This window comes from Mycolicibacterium sp. XJ870 (genome assembly GCF_053483975.1).
Genome location: NZ_JBEFTI010000009.1, coordinates 126,632 through 147,673, shown reverse-complemented (window position 1 = coordinate 147,673; position 21,042 = coordinate 126,632). Strand labels below are relative to the sequence as shown.

The window sequence follows — 21,042 nt, the reverse complement described above, 5'->3', positions numbered from 1 at the left end:
GGTACCGCCTCTTGTCTGGCGCCGATTTCGACACCAGGGCTGTGAAATCGCGGTGACAACGACCCTCACGTCAATCTCGACGACGGGATAGGACGCGGCTACAACTCCCAGCGCGACGTCAGCGCACCGATCGCCCCTAAGGCGACCGCGGCGGCCGTCGAGGTGCGCAGAACCGAAGGCCCGAGCCGCACGGGGCGGGCGCCGGCCGCAGTCAGTGCGGCGATTTCGTCGTCGGAGATCCCGCCTTCCGGGCCGACGATCAGCATGAGCGAATCCGCCTGGGCCAGTGGGAGTTCGGTGATCGGCGCGGTTGCAGACTCGTACAGCGCGAGCACCACCGCACCGGCGTCGACGTCAGAGGCGACACGGCCCACCAGGCCTGCCGTCGACACCACACCGTCGACGACGGGGATGTATGCGCGGCGAGACTGGCGCGCGGCTGATCGGGCGACCGCACCCCAGCGCCGCAGGCCCTTCTCCACCTTCGGGCCGTCCCAGCGCGCCACGCACCGCGCCGCCTGCCACGCGATGAACTCATCGGCACCGGCCTCGGTGGCGAGTTCGACGGCCAGCTCGGAGCGATCTGACTTGGGTAGCGCCTGAACGACCGTGACGAGCGGGCTGGCCGGCGCGACGGTGCGACGGTCCAGCACCCGGGCGGACAGCCGGCCCTTGGTGACCTCCTCGACGACGCAGTGCGCCAGCGCGCCAGCCCCGTCGCTGAGATCGATCTCCTCGCCCACCCGGATGCGCCGGACATTGGCCGCGTGAAAGCCCTCGTCGCCGTCGACGACCGCGAGCTCGGTTGCCCCGGGCAGCGCGTCGACGTAGAAAAGCGCTGCGCTCACGGCGTCAGCGGCCGGTGAACGTCTCGCGCAGCCTGCTGAACAGGCCACCGGAGCCGGCCGACGCCTGCGTCGAGCGCACCTCGGCGACGTCGCGGCTGCGGTTCTCCTTGAGCTTGCGCAGCAGTTCGATGTCGGTGTGGTCCAGCCGGGGCGGCACCACGACGTCGATGTGGGCGTGCAGGTCACCACGCACGCCGGAGCGCAGATGCGGCATCCCGTGCCCACGCAACGTGGTCACCGCACCGGGTTGAGTGCCTGCGGCGATCGTGATCTCGGTGGGGCCGTCCAGGATGGCGTCGACGGTGACTGTGGTGCCCAGCGCGGCGTCGACCATCGGCACCGAAATGGTGCAGTGCAGATCGTCGCCGTCGCGGACGAACGTGTCGTGCTGCTTCTCGTGAACCTCGACGTACAAGTCGCCGGCGGGACCGCCGCCCGGTCCGACCTCGCCCTGGGCGGCCAGCCGTACCCGCATGCCGTCCCCGACGCCGGCCGGGATCTTGACGGTGATCTCGCGGCGGGCGCGTACCCGGCCGTCCCCACCGCACCGGTTGCACGGATCGGGAATGACCTCGCCCACGCCGCCGCACACCGGGCATGGCCGCGAGGTCATCACCTGACCGAGCAGCGACCGCTGCACGGTCTGGATCTCGCCGCGGCCGCCGCAGGTGTCACACGTGACGGGCGTGGACTTGCCGTTGGTGCCCTTGCCCTGGCACAGGTCGCACAGGACAGCGGTATCGACGGCCACCTGCTTGGTCACGCCGGTGGCGCATTCCTCCAGGTCCAGGCGCATCCGCAGCAGTGAGTCCGCGCCGGGCCGCACACGCCCGATCGGCCCGCGAGAGGTCGTCCCACCCCCGAAGAACGCTTCGAACACGTCGCCGAGACCACCGAACCCGCCGAACCCGTTGGGCGATCCGCCCACCGATTCCATCGGGTCGCCGCCCATGTCGACGATGCGTCGCTTCTCCGGATCCGACAGCACCTCATAGGCGACCTGGATCTCGGTGAACCTCGCCTGAGCTTCCTCGTCGGGATTGACGTCGGGATGCAGCTCACGTGCCAAACGCCGATAGGCGCGTTTGACCTCAGAATCGCTCGCGCCTTTGCTCACTCCGAGCAGGCCGTAATAATCGCGTGCCACGCTGACCTTGCCTGACCTTTCCGTGCCGGGGTGACCGGCTTGCCTTAACGACTACCGAGGACTTCGCCGATGTACAGAGCAACCGCCGCGACATTGGCGATAGTTCCCGGATAGTCCATTCGGGTGGGACCAACCACACCCATCCCGCCGAACACCTTGCCGGAGCTGCCGTAGGTGGTGCTGACCACCGACGTCCCGGCCATCTGTTCGGCTTCGGTTTCGTGACCGATGCGCACGGTCACCTTGCCTGCCTCCTGCTGGGCTGCCAGTAGTCGCAGAACCACAACCTGCTCCTCCAGGGCCTCCAGCACCGACCGCAGCGAACCGCCGAAGTCGGCGGTGTTGCGGGTCAGGTTGGCGGTGCCGCCCAGGAGCAGCCGTTCCTCGGCGTGCTCGACGAGCGTCTCGACCAGAACGGTCGCGGACCGCCCGACGGCGTCGGCCAAGCCTTTGGCCAGGCTGCCGCCGCCGTTGAGGTGGGACGCCAGGTCCGACACCGCAATCGATGCGGCCGCGAGCGGCTTGCCCTCCAACGCCTGGCCGAGCATCTCGCGCAGCTTCGACAGTTCGTGGTCGTCGATGGCGTCGCCGAGTTCGACGATCCGTTGATCCACCCGCCCGGAATCGGTGATGACCACCAGCAGCAGCCGCGCCGGGGTCAACGCCACCACTTCGAGATGACGCACGGTCGAGGTGGACAGCGTCGGGTACTGCACGATCGCCACCTGCCGCGTCAGCTGGGCGAGCAGCCGCACCGCGCGGCGCAGTACGTCGTCCAGATCGACGCCGGTCTCCAGGAAGTTGAGGATTGCGCGGCGCTCCGACGTCGACAGCGGCTTGACGTTGTCGATCCGGTCGACGAACTCGCGGTAGCCCTTTTCGGTGGGCACCCGCCCGGAGCTGGTGTGCGGTTGAGTGATGTAGCCCTCGGCCTCCAGCACAGCCATGTCGTTACGCACGGTAGCGCTGGAAACACCGAGGTTGTGCCGTTCGACCAGGGTTTTGGAGCCGATCGGCTCCTTCGTGGACACGAAGTCGGCAACGATCGCGCGAAGCACCTCGAAACGACGATCGTCGGCACTACCCACTGGTTCACCTGCCCTTCGGAACTGCGCTGCGCCCATTTTGCTGATTCCATTTTACGGGGACCAGCAGGACCTTTACGCACCGCGTCTGCGCCGTAGCGCACCGCGGGTCAAATCAACCGATGGCAAATCGGCGTGCGAGTACTAGCCTTAGCACCCATGCCGATGGCGAAACCGGGCCCGGACACCTCGCAGGCGCGCCGGCCATGATCTTCAAAGGCGTCCTCGAGGGCAAACCGTACCCGGAGCATGGGCTGAGCTATCGGGACTGGTCCCGCATACCGCCCCGGCAACTGCGCCTCGACGAGTTGGTCACCACGACCACCGTGCTCGCGCTGGACCGGCTGCTGTCCGAGGATTCGACCTTCTACGGCGACCTCTTCCCCCACGCGGTCAGGTGGCGCGGCGACATCTACCTCGAGGACGGGCTGCACCGAGCCGTGCGCGCGGCGCTACGGAACCGCACCATCCTGCACGCGCGGTTGTTCGACATGGATTCGCTGCAGCCAAGCGAGGCGTAATTCGCTCGCTCCGCTACTGGGCCATCGCTTCGCGCAGACTCTTCGGCCGCAGATCGGTCCAGTTCTCCTCGACGTACGCCAGGCAATCGGCGCGCGTGCTCGCCCCGAACACCACGCGCCAACCGGCAGGCACATCGACGAACGCCGGCCACAGGCTGTGCTGATCCTCGTCGCTCACCAGCACGAAGAACGTGCCGTCCTCGTCATCGAACGGATTGGTACTCATCGAGTCTCCTCATCGAGTCGCGGTTCAGGTCCGAGCCCAGCACCCGGTCGGACAGCAGCCCAAGGCAGCTGAGATTGGGGAAGCCGGGCCCCTGGGTGAGCCCGGACAGGCCGGGCAGGAACAACTTCGGGAACACGTCGGTCAGAGCGAGATCGTCGCCGATGTGTTCCTGCAGTAAGTCGCCGGTGAGCGGGCCGCCCAGGCCCAGCTCCAACAAATCGAGAGCGTCCTGATCGAAAAGCGACACGAACCACAGCGCGTCGGCCCCGGATCCGTCGATCACCAGATCGAAGCCGTGCACCGTCTCCACCGCTTCCCCGCCCTGATTGGTGGACAGCGTCAACCGGATTCGCCCATCGCGGGCCACCGCATGCGCCACCCGGCCACGCAGATGGCGGATCCGGTCATCGGCCAGCAGCGCATCCTGGACTCTCGCGGAGAACACCCCGCGGTCGGTGCGGGCCAATGCATCCCGGCGTTCGGCCAGCGTCAGTCCGGTCCACCCGGTCGGGTCGGAGAACAGCGTGTTCTCGAAGAAGCTCTCGCCGCGAGTGAACAGCGTGACCGACGGCGAAATCACCGTGATGGTCGAAACCCGGTGCCGAAACAGCTCATTGAGCATCGACGCGGCAGTCTCACCGCCGCCGATCACCGCGACCCGTTCGGCGGCGATGAGTTCGTGCCTGCCGGCGTGGTGCCAGAACTGCGCGATCGACATCACCCGCGGATTGCCCGGCAGCACGGACCGCTCGGCCTGCCCGGGGCCCGTGATCATCAGGCCGTCGGCGTACACGGTGTCGTCGGTGGTGTGCAGCGCCCACCGGCGGGTTTCGCCGTCCTCGGCACGATCGCTGATCGAGATCCGTTCCACCTCACCGGAAAACACGGTCATATCGACGTCGTCGGCAACCCAGCGCAGGTACTGGCTCCACCGCTTGTGGGTGGGTGCGGGCCTGCCCCGGTCGATCCACTCGGCGAACTGGCCGGTCGCCACCAGGTAGGCCTGCCAGCTGTGCCGGGTCATCCGCTCGTCGAGTTCCGCATTACGGCGCGGCACCAGCGACGACCGGTACGGAAATCCGACGTCCTTCTCCGGGCCCGTGCCCAGCCGGTGGTTGCCGTCCGTCCAGCCGCCGCCGGCCTGCCAGTTGGCGGCGACCCCGGCGCGTTCGACTGCGACGACGTCGGGGGTCGGCACGCCCATCGCACGCAGCTCGGCCGCCTTGGCCGCGACGGCGATGGCCTTGGGTCCGGCGCCGATGACAGCCAGGGTCGGGGTACTCACTCGATCACCTCTCGCAACGCGTCCAGCCACATCGCCTGCAGCACGGCGACATCATCGGCGGACAAGATGTCGGGCAGGGTTCGCCACTGCGTGCCCAGCACCGCCGAGCCGTCGCGGTCGATCACCGCGGCCATGATCGTCAGCTCGTGGCGTACCGCGACGTTGGGCTCGGGCACCGGCGTGACATTCGCCATCAGGGCTCGGTCCTGCAACAGGGCATGGTCGGCCGAATCGAGTTCGATGCGGCCCAGATAGTTCAGCAGCACCTGCGGATCTCGCTCTGCCGCAAGACGTTCGGCGGTGTCCTCGCGCAGGTAGCGCAACAGCCCGTAGTCGATCGCGTCGCCGGGGATGGCCGCGACCTGGGCGGCCACCCCGCTGGCATCGTCAGTCGTCAGCCGCAGCGGATAGATCATGCTCAGCAGTCCGGTGGTATCGCCGGTATCGACGTCGCGGGCCGCCACGGAAGAATCGTCGCCCAGACCGGCCGAGACCACTGCGTCTGAACGGCCGTGTGTTTCGAGCGCGAGCAACGGAGCAGGTGTCGGCTGGCCACGATGTTTGCGCCAATTGGTCATGGCACGCGCCGTTGCCGCGGCCAGCACGTCGGTCACCGGTACGGGACCTTCAAGCAGGCGGGCTGTCACGTCGGGTTCGGCGAACGCCATGTCGATCGTCACATCGCCCATGCGGTCGGTTTCCGGGTGAATGCGCCTGGTGCCGATATCGGGATCGTCACCGTCGAACTGGCGGTGCCAGAAGTCGCAGGTGTCGAGTTTCAGCGCCCGCTCGGAGAGCAGCCGCGACCACTGCCGCAGCGAGGTGTGTTCCCGCACCGGCGCCGGTTTCCGCCCGGAAGCCAGTACATGCCAGGTGGTTTCGAGCTCACCCACCATGATCCGCCATGACGCCGGGTCCATGGCCAGCACATGTGCTGTCAGGATGAGCACGCCCGCACCGGCGTCGGGGTGGTGCAGCCACACCGCGTCGAGCATCGAACCTTGCTGTGGATCCATGCGTTCCACGGACAGCCGGGCCGCATCGGTCACCGCGGCGGCCAGATTGCCGGACCCGTTCACTTCCGAGAGAACGTCGCGCGGCGGGTGCGCGACCAAAGTTCTGGTGACCCGGTCCAGCCGGGTGCGCAGCACTTCGTGCCCGGCTATGACGTTGCGCAGTAAGGTGTCGAGTTGCTCGCGGGTGACGCCGTCAGGCAACCGGAACGCCTCGGTCTGCGCGAGCCGACGCGGATCCCCGTACTGATACAACCAGCATCCGTTGGGCAACAACGGAATCGGCCCCGCTTCGGCATCAAGCTCGTCGTCGTGATGGAATTCGCAGTCGGAGTCGATCGCCGCGGCGAGTTCGCGAACCGTAGAGCAGTCCAGCATGAGACGCGCCCGCAGCACGAGGCCGCGGCGTCGCACGGCCTGCACGACCGAGAGCGCGACAATGCTGTCCAGGCCGAGATCCAGGAAGTCGGCGGTGACGTCCACCTCGCCGGCGTCGAGTACCTCGGCCAGCACCTCGGCCACTACCTTCTCGGTTTCGGTCGCCGGCCCCTCGAACTGATCGGACTGCCTTGCGGCGTCGAGTGCGGCCAACGCGGCATCGTCGACCTTGCCGTTGGTGGTCAGCGGAATCTCGTCCACCACCAGAATGTGGTGTGGCACGAGGTATCTGGGCAGGGTGGTGGTCAGCACGCGACGCAGGTCCGCCACCGGCGTCTCGGTCACCACGTAGGCCGTCAGGCGCGGTCCGCTGCGATGACGACGCACGGCCACATGGGCGTGCCGCACGCCGGGATGCCGGTGCAGCGCCGCGACCACCTCACCCGGTTCCACCCGGAACCCCCGGATTTTGACCTGGTCGTCGCTGCGGCCGAGAAAGTGGATGGCTCCGTCGGGATCTCGACGCACCACGTCGCCGGTCCGGTACATGCGGGCCCCCGCGACGAACGGATCGGCGACGAACCGCCCCGCCGTCTCCCCCGGCCTGCCGACATATCCGCGCGTGAGTTGTCCACCCGCCAGGTACAACTCGCCGGCGACGCCGTCGGGGACCGGACGCAGCCAGCCGTCCAGGACGTAGGCCGCGGTCGAATCCGTGGGGTGACCGATGCAGGGTCGGGGATGCTCGGCGATCGCCGCGACGACGGCTTCGACGGTGGTCTCGGTCGGGCCGTAGCAGTTGTGTGCGGACATCCAGGTGCGCTCGCACTCGGCCTGAATCGCCTGCCAAGCGGCGGTATCGATGGCTTCGCCGCCGAGCGCCAGCACAGCCAACGGCACTGTCGAGAGCAGACCGGCGACCCGCAGTTGGGCGAACATCGACGGCGTGGTGTCGATCATGTCGATCGCGAAGCGGCCGATGGTCTCCACAACCGCCTCGGCGTCGCGCTGCACATCGTCGCCGACGATATGGACGCTGTGCCCGTCGAGCAGCGCGACCAACGGCTGCCACGCCGCGTCGAACGTGAACGACCACACGTGTGCGACGCGCAAGGGACGACCGAGCCGTTTGGCGGCTGGGCGCAGCACGTGCCGGGCGTGGTCAGCGGCGTAAGCCAGCAATGCCTCGTGAGTTCCGATGACGCCCTTGGGTTTACCCGTGGTACCCGACGTGAAGACGATGTAGGCGCCCTGTCCGGGGTGGACCTGTACGGGACGGTAGTCGGCAGGCGGTTCCGAATCGACAGCGGCCAGCAGGGCGTCGTCGATGATGAGGTTCGCCCCGGTTTGGCGGACGATCTCGGTCACCCGCTCGTCGGGCATGGCAAGGTCCAGCGGCACAATCATCGCGCCGGCCTTGAGCACTGCGAGCATCGCCACGACGTAGTCGGGACCGCGGCCCAGCCGGATCGGCACCGGCGTCTCGGCACCCACGCCGCGGCGGTTCAGCTCAGCGGCCAACCGGTCGGCGGCCTCGTCGAGCTCGCGATAGCTGAGTTCACCGCCGTCCCAGCTCAACGCGATCGACGCCAGGCGCTGACCGGCCGCCTCCGAAAAGGCTGTGTGGAAACCATCGTGCGGCTCGCTCACCTGGACGGGTGTGGCAAACCGCAGCTCGTCGTCGAGCGTGACCGCGACCTCGCGCAACGGCCGGTCCCACGACTGCAGCAGGCGCTGCACCACGGTCAACACCCGCTGCCCCAGGACCTGCGGGTCGAGCATTCCCAGTGCCCCGTCGAGGGTTTCGACGAGCACTGTGAGCCGACCGTGCGTCGGGTGGGCGGCGATGGTGATCGGGAAGTGCGACAGGCTCTCCAGTGCCGACGGGCGCAGTACCGCACTGTCGAGGGGAAATTCGTCGCTGCCGACCAGCCCGCCGGGCGGGAAGTTCTCGTACACAAGCAGGGTGTCGTAGAGCTCGCCGATCCCGCCGAGCGAGCGCAGTTCGGTGTGGCTGAGGTAACTGTGGTCGCGCAATTCGGCGGCTTCGCGCTGCAGTGCCAGACACTGGCGGCCGACGCGCTCCGACGGGTCGACGCGTACCCGCAACGGCACGGTGTTGATGAACAGCCCGACCATCGACTCCACGCCCGACAACTCGTCGGGCCGGCCGGACACGGTCACGCCGTAGACCACATCGGTGCGATCGGTGAAGGCCGAAAGAATTGCCGCCCAGGCCATTTGAAACAACGTATTGACCGTGACGCCTCGTGCGCGGGCAGCCGCCAAGATCTCGGCGGAACGCTCCTCGTCGAGGGTGACCTCGGTGCGCGCAGGGAGGCCGGGCTGAGATTCACGACCGGCCAGCGTCGGTGACAACAGTGTCGGGGCGTCCAGCCCGGCCAGGTGTGCACGCCACCGGGCGCGGCTGACCTCCTGGTCGCGGCCGGCCAGCCAGCCGATGTAGTCGCGGTACGGGCGGGGCGAAGTCGGCAGCGCTGAGATGTCGCCCTTGGCCGCGTACAACGCGATGAACTCGCCGACGAACACCGGCAACGACCAGCCGTCGATCGCGATGTGGTGTGCCACCACGACCAGACGCCAACGCTGCTCGGGCTTTTCGATCAGGAGGAACCTGATCAACGGTCCCCGCCCGAGGTCGAATCGCCTGCTGCGCTCGTCGGTTTCGAGCGCCACGGCCTCGTCAGCCGTCGCCGTCACGTGCCGCCACGGCAGCTCGATCCCTGTCGGGACGACTGCCACCGGACGGCTCAGGTTGCCCTGAAAGTAGCTGGCGCGCAGGTTGGGATGGCGCACCAGCATCGCCTCGGCAGACGCCCGCAGCAACGCGACGTCAAGCGTCCCGTCGACGTCGGCGGCCATCGCGATGACGTACGGGTCGGCCCCCTCATCGCCTTCGGTCAACCCTGCCAGCGAGTACAGCCCCTGTTGCAGCGGGCTCAGCGCCAGGACGTCCTCGACACCGGGCGGTGTGGTTCCGGTTGAGGTCATGGCGTCCCGTCTTGGGTTTGTCCCCACCCCGCCAAGGAAGCCAACTCGTCGGCCGACAGGCCAGAGGCGGCCATCGGGGCGTATTGGGTGTCAGCGGAGGTGTCTGCGTTCTCCGCGGCGTCGATCGCCGCCGCAAGTTCGGCCAACTCGGGATGCTCGAACACCATCCGTGCCGTCATCGCGACACCGGCATCACGCGCCCGCGCCGCAAGTTGCACGGCCAGGATGCTGTCTCCGCCGAGGACGAAGAAGTCGTCGTAGCGGCCCACCTCGGTGACGCCGAGGAGATCGACGAGCAGGCCGGCCAGCGCCTGCTCGGTCGGGGTGGCAGGCGGCTCGGTCGGTGCCGTGACGGACACCCGCGGCCGGGTCAGGGTTTCCGGCGCGATGTCGTCGACCACGACGATCGCCGCGTGGGCGAACTCCTCGGCCAGCGCAGCCCGCACCGACTCGATGAACGTCGCGTGGTCTTCGACCGGCCGGTCGGGAACGACATAACCGGCAAGGAGGGTGGCGCCACGTCCGGCCCAGTTCCTTGTGACGGCCGCGGCAACACCGTCGACCGCCTCGAGCGCGGCCTGCAGGCGCGGCTCACCCGTGGTGATCGGCTCGAGCCGACCGTCGGCGGTCCACCGCGCCCGGTCCCCGGTGCGGTACAGCTGCCCGTCGCCGAAAGGATTGGGTACGAATCGGTCTGCGTCGGCGCCGGTTGCCTTGCCGGCCGCTTCGTCGACGCCTCCACCGGCGTAGTACACGTCGCCGATCACGCCGATGGCCACCGGTTCGGCGGATTCGTCGAGCACGTATACGTTCGTCGCGCCGTCGGTCTGCGGCAGTCCCTCGGGAGGGGCCGCCTTGCGGCTCCAGTCCTCCACAAGGAGTGCGCGTTCTGCCGGTTCGATGACCGCGATGTCACGCAACGTCTGTTCCGCGTCGGTGGCGAACGCCTCGATCACACGGTGAAGCCAACCCACGAGTCGCTGCGCGGACGCCGCCTCGTAGAGCTCGGTGCGGTAGATGACCGTGGCTTTATATCCGGCGCCGGCTTCGGCGAAGAAGTTCAGCGAAAGGTCGGCGTGCGCCACATCGAACGTGGGTTCCAATGCGCTGAAACGGGTTTCACCGTCGACGGTGGAATCGATCAGCTGGTCGGTGGGCAGGTTCTCACGCACATGCACGACCACGCCGAACAGTGGGTTACGTGACAGCGACCGCACCGGGCTCACCGCGTCGACGACACGGTCGAACGGCAGATCCTGATGCTTGTAGGCCGCCAGCGCCATTTCACGGGACCGGCGCAGCACCTCCCGCAGTGTCGGGTTTCCGGACAGGTCGTTACGCAGCACCACGATGTTGATGAAAAAGCCGATGAGCGCGTCGAGTTCGGGGGCGGTGCGCCCGGCCACCGGCGTGCCGAGCGGTATGTCGGTGCCCTGACCGGCCTTGTGCAGCGCGATCGCGACGGCGGCCTGCAGCAGCATGAACTCGGTGACGCCGACCTCGCGGGTGAGTTCGACGATCTTGGCGCGGGTCACCGCGTCGATGCTGAAGTCGAATGCCTCGCCCTCGCCGGTGGGTATCGGCGGTCGCGGGAAATCGGGCTGCAAACCGTTGTTCTCGGGCACTCCGGACAGCTGCGTGGTCCAGTACTCGCGCTGTTCGGCAGTGCCGGTCCCAGGTGCTTGGCCCTCGGCAAGCAGTTCGGCCTGCCACGCCGCGAAATCCGCGTATTGCACGGGCAAGGGCGCCAGCTCGACGGGTTGCCCGGCCCGGCGCGCATGGTAGGCCGTGAGCAGGTCGGTGAACAGCACAGAGCCCGACCAATGATCGGCGGCGATGTGATGCACGACCAGGGAGAGCACATGCGCCTCGGGCGTGGAGAGCACCGCCGCCCGGATGGGCCAGTCGGTCTCCAAATCGAAGCAGTACTTGCGTTCGGCGTCGAGCTCGCGCTGCACCCACGCCTCGTCGTCACCGCGGGCCCGTCGGACTGTCAGCGGTCGGCTCGGGTGCACGACCTGGTATGGCGCACCGTCGATTTCGCGGTAGGTGGTGCGCAGGATCTCGTGGCGGTCGACCACGTCACCGACCGCGGCGATCAGTGCCTCGACGTCGCACGGCCCGGTCAGCCGCGCGGCGAACGGCACGTTGTTCACCGGGTTCGGACCGTCGATGCGGAACTGGAACCACTGCCGTAGCTGCGCCGCCGACATCTGCAGCGGTCCGTCGTGCGGCACCGCGACGATCGCGGGTCTGCCAGTGGTGGCGCCCGATGCCGACAGTGCGTCCACGTGGGTTGCGAGGGCCGACACCGTGGCGTGCTCGAAGATGTCCTGCACCCCGACCTCGACACCGCAGCGGGCCCGTATCGCCGCCACCAGCTTGGTGGCCAGCAGCGAGTGGCCACCGAGGTCGAAGAATGAGTCGTCGGCTCCCACCTGGTCGCGGTCGAGAAGTTCGGCGAACAGCGCCGCGATGTCCCGCTCCGCGTCGGTCGCCGGTTCGCGGAACTCGGTGGCGGACTTGATCTCCGGCTCGGGCAGCGCCCTCCGGTCGATCTTGCCGTGCGCGGTGATCGGGATCTCGTCCAGAGCCACGTAAGCCGCCGGAATCATGTACTCGGGCAGCGCGGCGCTCACCCTCGCTCGGATCCGGTCGATCTCGACGCGTTCGGCATCGGCGGCGGGCGTGATGTAGGCGACCAGGCTCTTGCCGAGCGTGGGCAGGTCGCTGACCACCACGACGGCCTGGCCTACCGAAGGGTCGACCGAGATGGCCGCAGAGACCTCGCCGAGTTCGATGCGGAAGCCGCGGATCTTCACCTGCTCGTCGGCGCGGCCGACGAATTCGATGTCGCCGTCGGCATTTCGCCGCGCCAGGTCACCGGACCGGTACATCCGGCCGCCTGGATTGAACGGGTCGGCGACGAAGCGTTCGGCGGTGAGGCCGGGGCGCCGGTGGTAGCCGTGCGCGACATGTGTTCCGCCGATGTAGATCTCGCCGATCACGCCGACCGGAACGGGCTGCAGCGCGTTATCGAGCAGGTGGATCGTGGTGTTGATCTTCGGCTTGCCGATGGGCACGATGCGGGCACCCTGCTTGCCCTCGATCTTGTACCGGGTGCAGTTGAGCACCGTTTCGGTGGGGCCGTAGAAGTTGTGCAGCAGGGAGTCGAACGTGGCGTGGAACTTGTCGGCGATCTCACCCGGCAGCGCCTCGCCACCGATGGGAACGCGCTGCAGCGTGCGCCACTCGTTCACCCCGGGCAGGGACAGGAACAAGCCCAGCAGTGACGGGACGAAGTGCATCGAGGTGATGCCCTCGTCGCGCAGCAGGTCGGTGAGGTAGCCGATGTCGCTCAGGCCGCCCGGCTTTGGGATCACCAGGCGGGCCCCGGCGGCGAGCATGCCGAAGATCTCGCCGATCGACACGTCGAAGCTCTGCGATGCCACCTGCAGAAGGCGGTCGTCGTTCGTCACGTCGTAGTCGCCGCCGAACCAGACGAAGTACTCCGCGATCGGGCGGTGCGGAACGGGCACGCCCTTGGGCAGGCCGGTGGATCCCGACGTGTAGATCAAATACGCGGTGTTGTCGGGCCGCAGCGGGCGGACCCGCTCGGCGTCGGTCGGGTCGGTCGCCGGGTACTGCTCCAATCCCGTGACGGGCTCGCGCAGCACGATTTTCGGGTCGGAGTCGGACAGAATGTAGGTGAGCCGGTCCTCTGGGTAGGTCGGGTCGACGGGTAGATATACGGCGCCGGCCTTGACGATGCCGATCGCGGTGATCACCAGTTCGGGTGACTTCTCCAGCAGCACGGCAACGCGGTCCTCAGTGCCGATGCCCTGCTCGATCAACCAGTGCGCCAGCCGGTTCGCCGACTCGTTGATCTCGCGGTAGCTGTAGTGGCGCCCCTCGTAGACCACGGCCGTGGCATCAGGGGTTCGAGCCGCCTGCTCGGACACGAGCTCCGTCAAAGTGCTGCCGGGAGTGTGGAACTCCTCTCCGGTGACGACCGAGCGCATCCACTCGGCATCCTCCGGGGTGAACAGGTCCAGGCGCGACAGCGGGAGGTCGGGGTCGGCCAGCGCATGTTCGAGAAGCACGGCGAAGTGCCGCAGCATCTGGGCGGCCAGGTCAGCGTTCATCACCTCGGTGAGGTGTTCGGCCTCCAGGGTTGCGCCGGCGGTATCCCATTCGACCATGAAGCCCAGCGGCAGCTGGGTGTGCTGGCCACGCAGCTCGGCGCGTGCACAGGTCACGCCGCCGGGACTGAAGCCGCCGCCGTCGGGTTCGCGGAATCCGAAGCTCAGCCGCGTCATCCGCTCGGCGCCGTGTCGCCGGTCCGGGTTGAGTTCGCGCACCACCCGGTCGAGGTTGACCCGTTGGTGGGCGAACGCGCCGAGCGCGGTGTCCCTGGTCGCGGCGATCAATTCGCGGAATCCGCCTGCGGCGCGGGGCCGCATGCGCATCGCCACGGTGTTGCCGTAGTAGCCGATGGTCTCGTCGCTCTCCCGGTTGAGCACCGGTGTCGCAACGAGGAAGTCGTCGGTGTGGGTGTAGCGGTTGATCAGCGCGCCGAACGCCGCCAACAGCACCATGTACGGCGTGGCACCGGTGTCGCGGGCAAGGGCCGAAACCTTGTCGACGGTGTCCGCGGACAGCCGCAGGGTGCTGCGCTGTGACCGGAAGCTGGACGGCACCACCGACCCCATCGGGCCGGGAAGTTCCAGCGGCTCAGGCGGGTCGGCCATCACCTCACGCCAGTACGCCAGGTCTTGCTCAGTGGTGTCAGCCGGCGGGGCCGCGACACGCGGTGTCTCCGGCAGTTCGGCACCGGAATAGGCGTGGGTGAGGTCGGTGAAGAACACCCGCCATGAGCCGTCGTCCCAGGCGATGTGGTGGGCGACCAGCAGCATGATGTGCTCGGCCGGGCCGGTCTTGATCAGCGTGATGCGCAACGGCGAGTCGGCGCCCAGATCGAACGCCGTGCCGAATTCCCGCTGCGCCAGCACCTCGAGCCGCAGCTTGCGTGCCCGCTCGGATTTGTCGGACAGATCGTGGGTGGTCCATGCCGGAGCCAGGTCCTCGTGCACGGTCGCACGGGGCTCACCGTTCTCGTCGGCCTGGTAGGTGGTCCGCAGGATTGGGTGGCGCCGCGCGACCGCATTGAGCGCACCGTGCAGTCGATCCGCGTCGATCTCGCCGGTCAGCCGGTAAGAGAGGCTGATGTTGAGCAACACGCCGCTGGGATCGAAACCCTGCACGAACCACATGCGGCGCTGCCCATCCGACAGCACGGTGGGATCGATGGCCGCGGCTGCGCCGTCGGCCGCCCCGGTGTGAGACGCCAGACCGCGCTCGGCGAGCTTGCGCCGCATCAGCTCCAGACGAGCATCGGCGGTGCGGGTGGCGCCCAGATCGGCATGTGCAATGTCAGTCACGCGAAAATGCTTCCTTTTCAGGTCTTTTCAGGTGCTCGATCAACTCGGTGGCGGTGACGCCGCCGAGAATGGTGGCCAGGGGCACGGATTGTCCGGTGGCCTTCTTGAGTTTCTTGCGCAGGTCGAGTGCCAGCAGCGAGTCGACGCCGAGATCCAGAAGTGACGCATCGAGATCCAGCCCCGATGTGTCGGTCAGTTTCAGCACAGACCCTAACGCGACGCGTACCGCCTCGTCCGGGCGAGCAGACGCGTCGGTACCCGAAACGACGGCGGCATTTGGGGTACCTGCGCGTCTGCTCGCGAGTTCGGTGAGCGGGTCGAGGTCTTCGCCGGCCCCGAGGAACATCTGCAATCGCTCGGTGTCCGCGGTGAAGACCAATGGATCCGCCGGATAGTCACGCAGGCTCGCTTCCACCGCCCGGTCAGGTGCCATGGCCCGCAGCCCGGACCGCTCGACCCGGATGATCTCGTCCGTGTCGATGATGCCCGCGCCCGGCCACAGGCCCCAGCGCACAGCGGTGCAGTGCCGCCCGTCGGCTCGCAGTTGCCCGGCCAGCCCGTCGAGCAGCCGGTTGGCGGCCGCGTAGGCGGGGTGGCCGTAGCCACCCCACAATCCGGACACCGACGAGCACAACAGAATTCGGGCGTCCGAGCGCAGCGGCCACGCCGCGACGAGGTTGGCGATCCCGGCCACCTTGGCCTCGAACGTGGCACGTGCCGCCGCACCGGTCAGCTCTGAGCCGGGCACGATCGTGGCGGCGGCCGCGGCGTGGATGACCAAAGAGGCACCGCTTGCGGCGAATTCGGCGGCCGTGGCCGCCACCTGTACCGGATCGGTCAGATCGCAGCAGGGCGCGAGGATTTCGGCGCCGTGTCTGCCGCCGAGTTCGGCCAGCCGGTCGGTCTCCAGACCGCGACGGCTCAGCAGCACGATGCGCTTGGCGCCGTGTTCGGCGAGGTACCTGGCGTAGTGCAGGCCTACCGCACCGGTGCCGCCGGTGATGACCACGTCGTCGAAAATTCCCAAATCGGCCGACCAGGCCGGCGCCGACGATGAATCGTCGATCATCGAGCGTCGGTACAGGGTTGGTCCGGAAGCGTTGCGGCGCACCGCAACATCTTCGTCCTCGCCGAGGAAGGCGGTGACGGCCATTGCCGCCACAGCAGCGTCCACATCAGTGGGCACATCCAGGTGTCGGAAGGTCTGGTCGGGATGCTCGAAGCCGATGCTGCGGTGCATCGCGGCCAGCGCCGCCGCCGCGGGCCTCGGACCGTCGTCGGCACCGGAAACCTGCTCGCCTCCGACGGTGACCAGCCAGACGTCGCGGGTGTTCGAGGTGGTCGCGTTGACGTAGGTGAGCAGGCCGTCGCTGATTCGGCGGCTCAACTCCTCGGCGGAGTCGACCGCGTCGGGAAGGGTCAGCACCGGCGCGACCACGATCAGCAGGTCGGCATCGGTGGGTTCGGTTACCGCGACACCGTCCTGACGCTCGATCGCGGCGCGCAGCGCCGGGGCCACCGGTCCACCGTTGTCGAGGTCGAGCACCGTCGCCCGGCGCGCACCACGGGCGACCGGCGCCTCCGGCATCGGTTGCCAGTGTTCTACCGCGACCGTCAGCCGCGGAACGGGTGGCAGCGGCTCGGGACGTGCCCAGTGGTGTGCGGCCCGCATTGGCGCGAACGGGAAGTCGCGCAATGGGTTTCGTTGCTCACCAAGAAGGTCGCCCCACCGGTACCCTGGGTCGGCCAGTGCGACCGTGGCGATGTTGGCGGATAGCCGGTCGGTGAGCGGTTCGTCGCGTCGTCCGGAACCCACCATCACAGCGGTGAGCTCGGCGTCGAGAAGGTCGGCCATGGCGAACAGCAGCGCCGGATGGGCGGACAGTTCGACGAAGATGCGTGCCCCGCGGCGGGCGGCCGTGCGGATCGCTCGGTCGAACCGGACGGTGCTGCGCAGGTTGGTGTACCAGTAGTCGGCGAAGTCGGTGCCGGCCTCGACCACGTCAGCGGTGGCCGAGCCGACGAACTCCACCGGGCTTTCGGCGAACTGTGCTGCCGGAAGCAGTGTTTCGAGTTCGGGTCGCGCCGAGTCCAGCGCGGTGGTGTGCGCCGGGAACCACATCTCGATCTCCTTGGCGAAGGCCCCTCGCCCGGCGACGGTCCGTACCACCGCGGCGACGGCCTCGGTCTCCCCCGAAACCGCCACGGATGACCGGGAGTTCACCACCGACAGCTCCAGCCAGCCCGGGGTCTCGGCGATCACCGCCTCGGCCTCTTCGGCGGTGATGCCCAGCACCGCAACCCGGTACGGACCGGTGAGGCGGTCCAGCACGGTGGCGCGCGCGATGACCACCGCGACGGCCTCGGACAGCGTGAGGCTGCCTGCCACGTATGCCGCGCCGATCTCCCCGAGGCTGTGTCCGACGGTGATGTCGGGCAGCACACCGCAGGACCGCCAGACCCGGGCGAGCGCAACACCGTGCACGAACTGCGCGCCCTGGATCTGGACCTGGGTGAAGTCGTTCGTCGTGACGCCGGAATCCGGTTGGGCCAGAAGATAATCCAATGGCGACGCCGCGCCGGCGGCATCGAATTGCGCCGCACACTTGTCCACCTCGGCGCGGTACTCCGGTAGCTTGCCGTACGCCTCGACCCCCATGGACGGCCATTGGCTGCCCTGACCGGGAAACACGAAGGCGATCCGCGGCGCCGCTCCGTGCTGCGCCGGGCTTCCCGACGCCCGCGTGACCAGTGGATGTTCCTGGCCGTCGGCGAGGGCGCGCAGTGCGCCGGTGAGGTCGGCTCGGTCGGCGGCCCGCACCACCGCACGGTGACGGCGTAACCGCCTGGTGGCGAGCACGGTGTGCGAGACGGCGTCCGGATCGGCTGTCGGCTGCCGGTCCAGGTACCGCGCGATGGCGGCAGCATCCTGGCCGATCAGGTCTTCGGCGTGAGCGCTGAGCAGGACGGGTACGCGGCCGTCGGGTAGGCGCATCAGGCAGCCTCCCCCTCGTCGGGGATCGCGACGATCGCGTGCGCATTGGTGCCGCTCATTCCGAACGCGGATACCGCGCCGATCCGCTCACCGCCCACCGATGGCCACTGTGTCAGTTTGGTGGCCAGGCGCAAACCCTGGGCGTCCCAGTCGATCTCCCGGCTCGCCTCGTCGACGTGCAGGGTCGCCGGGATCGCCGCGCGCTGCGCGGCAATCAGCACCTTGGCCAGCCCGAGCCCGCCCGCGGCCGCCTGCGCGTGCCCGACGTTGGACTTCACCGAGCCCAGCACCGCACCGGCGCCCGGGGCTGTCGCCCCGTAAGTCTGTGCCAGCGACCGTAGTTCGGTGCGGTCGCCCAGGCGGGTCCCGGTGCCGTGCCCCTCGATCATGCCGACGTCCTCCGGACGCACCCCGGCTTGCGTGATGGCCTTGCCGAACAGGCGCTGTTGCGCGGCGCCGCTCGGGGCGGTGAGCCCGGTGGTCCGGCCGTCCTGGTTGACGGCGGTGGCACGCACCTCGGCCAGGATGCGTCGCCCGTCGCGCTGGGCACCAGAGCGGCGCTGCAGCACGAACATTGCGGCGCCTTCGGCCCAGACGGTGCCGCTGGCGTGCGCGCTGTAGGGCCGGCAGTGCCCGTCATCGGACAACGCATGTTGCTTGGAGAACTCGACGAAGTAGCCGGGCGTGCCCATCACGCAGACCCCACCGGTCAACGCCATGTCGCAGTCACCGGCTCGTACCGCGCCGACGGCGGTGTGGAACGCGGTCAGCGAGGAGGAACATGAGGTGTCGATGGTCAGGGCCGGGCCCGCGAGGTCCAGCGTGTAGGCGATCCGCCCGGAGATGACCCCCAGTGACGTGCCGGTGATGAGATGCCCGCTGTGGTGGGAGAACTCCGACAGTTCTGGTCCGTACTCGAGCCCGGACGCGCCGACGTAGCAACCGACGTCGTGCCCGGCGAGGTCGTCGGGGTTGATGCCACTGTTCTCCAACGCACGCCACGTCAGCCGCAACCCGATCCGCTGCTGCGGGTCCATCGCGTCGGCTTCGCGCGGCGAGATCCCGAAGAAGGCCGGGTCGAATTCTGCTGCACTGGAGAGGAATCCGCCGAGATCGTGAATGCGTTTGAAGCCGTCGCGGCGCGAACCCTCCAGCAGGTCAGCGATGTTCCAGCCGCGATCGGTCGGGAACCGCGCCAGGGCTTCGCGCTCTTCGGACAGCAACGCCCAGTAGTCATCGGCGGTGTCGATGCCGCCTGGAGCTTCCAGCGCCATGCCCACGATCACCACTGGATCAGTGCCGTCGGGCTGGGAGAAAGGTCCGTCAGAGCTCATTGACCAGCTCCGCCACATCCCGGGTGTGTTCGTTGATGTAAAAGTGGCCGCCGTCGAACATCGAGCAGGTGAACGCGCCTGTCGTGTGGAATTCCCAGCGGCGCAACATGTCCTCGCTGATGCGGTGATCGCGTTCACCGCCGAGGGTGTAGATGTCGGCGGCGATGGTCACATCGTTCTCGCACGCATACCGGTTGAATGCCGCGTAGTCGGCCCGCACGGCCATGAGCAGCAATTCCACGAAGTCCTCGTCGGCAAGCAGCTGTCGATCGGTGCCGCCCAGATCCACCATCTCGGCGATGATCTCGGACTCGGCGGTCGGCAGCGCAGGCGATGAGGCAACAGCCGAGGGAGCCTCGCTCGCCGACACCCACAGCGCGTCGACCGCAACGCCGTTACGCTCGGCGACCCGGGCGAACTCGAAGGCCACCACCGCACCCATGCAGTGTCCGAACAGGCGCAGCGGACCCAGCTGCGACCAATCGCCCGCGTCGAACAGATCTCGTGCGAGTTCCCCGACGGTCACCGGTGCGGGATGACTCAGCCGATCGCCGCGTTGCGGGTACTGCATCACGTAGGCGTCGGAACCCGCTGCAGCCAAAGCGGTTCCGAGCGACCGGTAGGCGACCGCAGCGCCACCGGCATGTGGGAACACCAGCGTTGGCCGAGCGGCTCGGTCGATCCCCGGATACCGCTTGATCCAGGGCTTGAAGGTGACCTGCGTATCCGGGCGGGTCACGATGCCGCGGCGGTGTCGAGTGCGGCCGACACCGACTTGGCGCGCGGATAGTCGGCGACGACGAGCGCCGCGCCTGCGGTCAAGGCGGCGACCGCCGCGAGAACGGACAGCTCGGTTTCCCGCCCGGGCGCCGCGGCGATCCGGTCCTCGGTGCTGATGCCGAGATGACGATTGAGCTCGTCGACCGCGTCCACCGCCTCGGCGTGGGTCACCGCGGTCCCGAGCACCAGATAGGCCTCATGGTCGGGATCCGGCTGCGCAGCGTCGACATCGTGTGCCCAAGCGCCGACCCGAAGCGCCTCCGCGACGGTGAGCGCGGGCAGCCAACTCGGGTGCTCGTCCCCGGCGAACAGCGCCATCCGGACGCCGGCCCGGGTGAGCAGTTGCGCGGACTGCTCGGTGGGCTCGGTGGCCGCGATCGGCACGTAGACGGCGCCGGCGGCCAGAATCCCGAGCAGTGCCGTCACAGTGTCGGGGCCCGCCGGGCCGAGCACCGCGACGCGGTCACCCGGGCGGACTCCGGCCACGCCGAGTGCACCGGCGACAGCGAGGGCCTGGGTGCGCAGCTCGGCATAGCTCTGCTCACCATCGGGCCCGATCAGCGCGACGGCGGCCGGCGCCGCAGCAGCGCGGGCGAAGAATCCGTGATGCAGGGCGCGGGGCGCGATTACTGGTGCGCCGGGCGCACGCCTGCCCGACGACACCAGCCGTGCCCAGGCAGACACCGTTGGTGCGGCGGTCAGCGCCGCGAAGTCGACGGCGACGCCCTGTCGGCGCCAGCGACCCGCGAGTGACATGATGCGTAAGGAATCCAGGCCTTGCTCGACGAGGTCCGCCTCGGGATCCACGGCGTCGCTGCTGACCCCCAGGATTTCGGCGACCGTTTCCCGGATGCTCCGCGTGGTATCAAGAGCAATATCGTCCATAACGGCCTCCCGAATGATTAGCACAGGCTGTCCTAACTTCGCTGAAGGTACTCTATCGGGGTCGGTCCGGTATACCTACCTCGATTGCCAAC

12 protein-coding genes are annotated in these 21,042 nt (G+C 68.4%); 1 reads left to right on the top strand and 11 read right to left on the bottom strand.

Going from position 1 to position 21,042, the window contains the following annotated elements:
* Positions 1-98: 98 nt before the first annotated feature.
* From ABQF30_RS25505 to hrcA, 3 genes are read right to left on the bottom strand one after another with little or no spacing between them, the layout of a single operon-like run.
* Positions 99-848, bottom strand: a complete 750-nt coding sequence (locus tag ABQF30_RS25505; RefSeq protein WP_448469081.1) for a 16S rRNA (uracil(1498)-N(3))-methyltransferase — start codon at positions 846-848, stop codon at positions 99-101.
* A gap of 4 nt (positions 849-852) precedes the next feature.
* Complete coding sequence (dnaJ, locus tag ABQF30_RS25500; protein WP_448469079.1) at positions 853-1,995, bottom strand: molecular chaperone DnaJ; 1,143 nt, start codon at positions 1,993-1,995, stop codon at positions 853-855.
* 44 nt (positions 1,996-2,039) lie between these two features.
* A complete protein-coding gene (hrcA, locus tag ABQF30_RS25495; RefSeq protein WP_448469077.1) occupies positions 2,040-3,083 on the bottom strand; it encodes a heat-inducible transcriptional repressor HrcA in 1,044 nt (347 codons plus the stop codon).
* Positions 3,084-3,286: 203 nt separating this feature from the next.
* Between hrcA and ABQF30_RS25490 the strand changes: the two genes are divergently transcribed.
* On the top strand, positions 3,287-3,601 hold the full coding sequence (locus tag ABQF30_RS25490) for a type II toxin-antitoxin system VapB family antitoxin (RefSeq protein WP_448469075.1): 315 nt from the start codon (positions 3,287-3,289) through the stop codon (positions 3,599-3,601).
* A 13-nt stretch (positions 3,602-3,614) separates the two neighbouring features.
* On the opposite strand, the gene ABQF30_RS25485 is transcribed toward ABQF30_RS25490, so the two are convergent.
* Genes ABQF30_RS25485 through ABQF30_RS25450 form a run of 8 tightly spaced genes read right to left on the bottom strand, consistent with a single transcriptional unit; the run spans position 3,615 to position 20,950 of the window.
* On the bottom strand, positions 3,615-3,827 hold the full coding sequence (locus ABQF30_RS25485) for an MbtH family protein (RefSeq protein ID WP_448469073.1): 213 nt from the start codon (positions 3,825-3,827) through the stop codon (positions 3,615-3,617).
* The gene (gene mbtG, locus ABQF30_RS25480) at positions 3,805-5,112 is read right to left on the bottom strand and encodes an NADPH-dependent L-lysine N(6)-monooxygenase MbtG (protein WP_448469071.1); all 1,308 of its coding nucleotides are present in this window, start codon (positions 5,110-5,112) and stop codon (positions 3,805-3,807) included. Before mbtG ends, ABQF30_RS25485 begins: the two co-directional genes overlap by 23 nt.
* Entirely contained in the window at positions 5,109-9,515 is a 4,407-nt protein-coding gene (locus ABQF30_RS25475) for a non-ribosomal peptide synthetase (RefSeq protein ID WP_448469069.1), read from the bottom strand. Before ABQF30_RS25475 ends, mbtG begins: the two co-directional genes overlap by 4 nt.
* Positions 9,512-14,893: a non-ribosomal peptide synthetase gene (locus tag ABQF30_RS25470; protein ID WP_448469236.1), complete on the bottom strand. Its 5,382-nt coding sequence runs from the start codon at positions 14,891-14,893 to the stop codon at positions 9,512-9,514. Before ABQF30_RS25470 ends, ABQF30_RS25475 begins: the two co-directional genes overlap by 4 nt.
* A 55-nt stretch (positions 14,894-14,948) precedes the next feature.
* Positions 14,949-17,951, bottom strand: a complete 3,003-nt coding sequence (mbtD, locus tag ABQF30_RS25465; RefSeq protein ID WP_448469067.1) for a mycobactin polyketide synthase MbtD — start codon at positions 17,949-17,951, stop codon at positions 14,949-14,951.
* Positions 17,951-19,285, bottom strand: a complete 1,335-nt coding sequence (locus ABQF30_RS25460) for a beta-ketoacyl [acyl carrier protein] synthase domain-containing protein (RefSeq protein ID WP_448469065.1) — start codon at positions 19,283-19,285, stop codon at positions 17,951-17,953. The genes mbtD and ABQF30_RS25460 overlap by 1 nt, the downstream gene beginning before the upstream one ends.
* Positions 19,275-20,024 carry a thioesterase II family protein gene (locus ABQF30_RS25455; protein ID WP_448469063.1) on the bottom strand — a complete coding sequence of 250 codons (750 nt, stop codon included), beginning with the start codon at positions 20,022-20,024 and terminating at the stop codon, positions 19,275-19,277. The genes ABQF30_RS25460 and ABQF30_RS25455 overlap by 11 nt, the downstream gene beginning before the upstream one ends.
* Positions 20,021-20,950 (bottom strand): AMP-binding protein, encoded by a 930-nt coding sequence (locus ABQF30_RS25450; RefSeq protein ID WP_448469061.1) that lies wholly within the window; start codon positions 20,948-20,950, stop codon positions 20,021-20,023. Before ABQF30_RS25450 ends, ABQF30_RS25455 begins: the two co-directional genes overlap by 4 nt.
* Positions 20,951-21,042 lie beyond the last annotated feature (92 nt).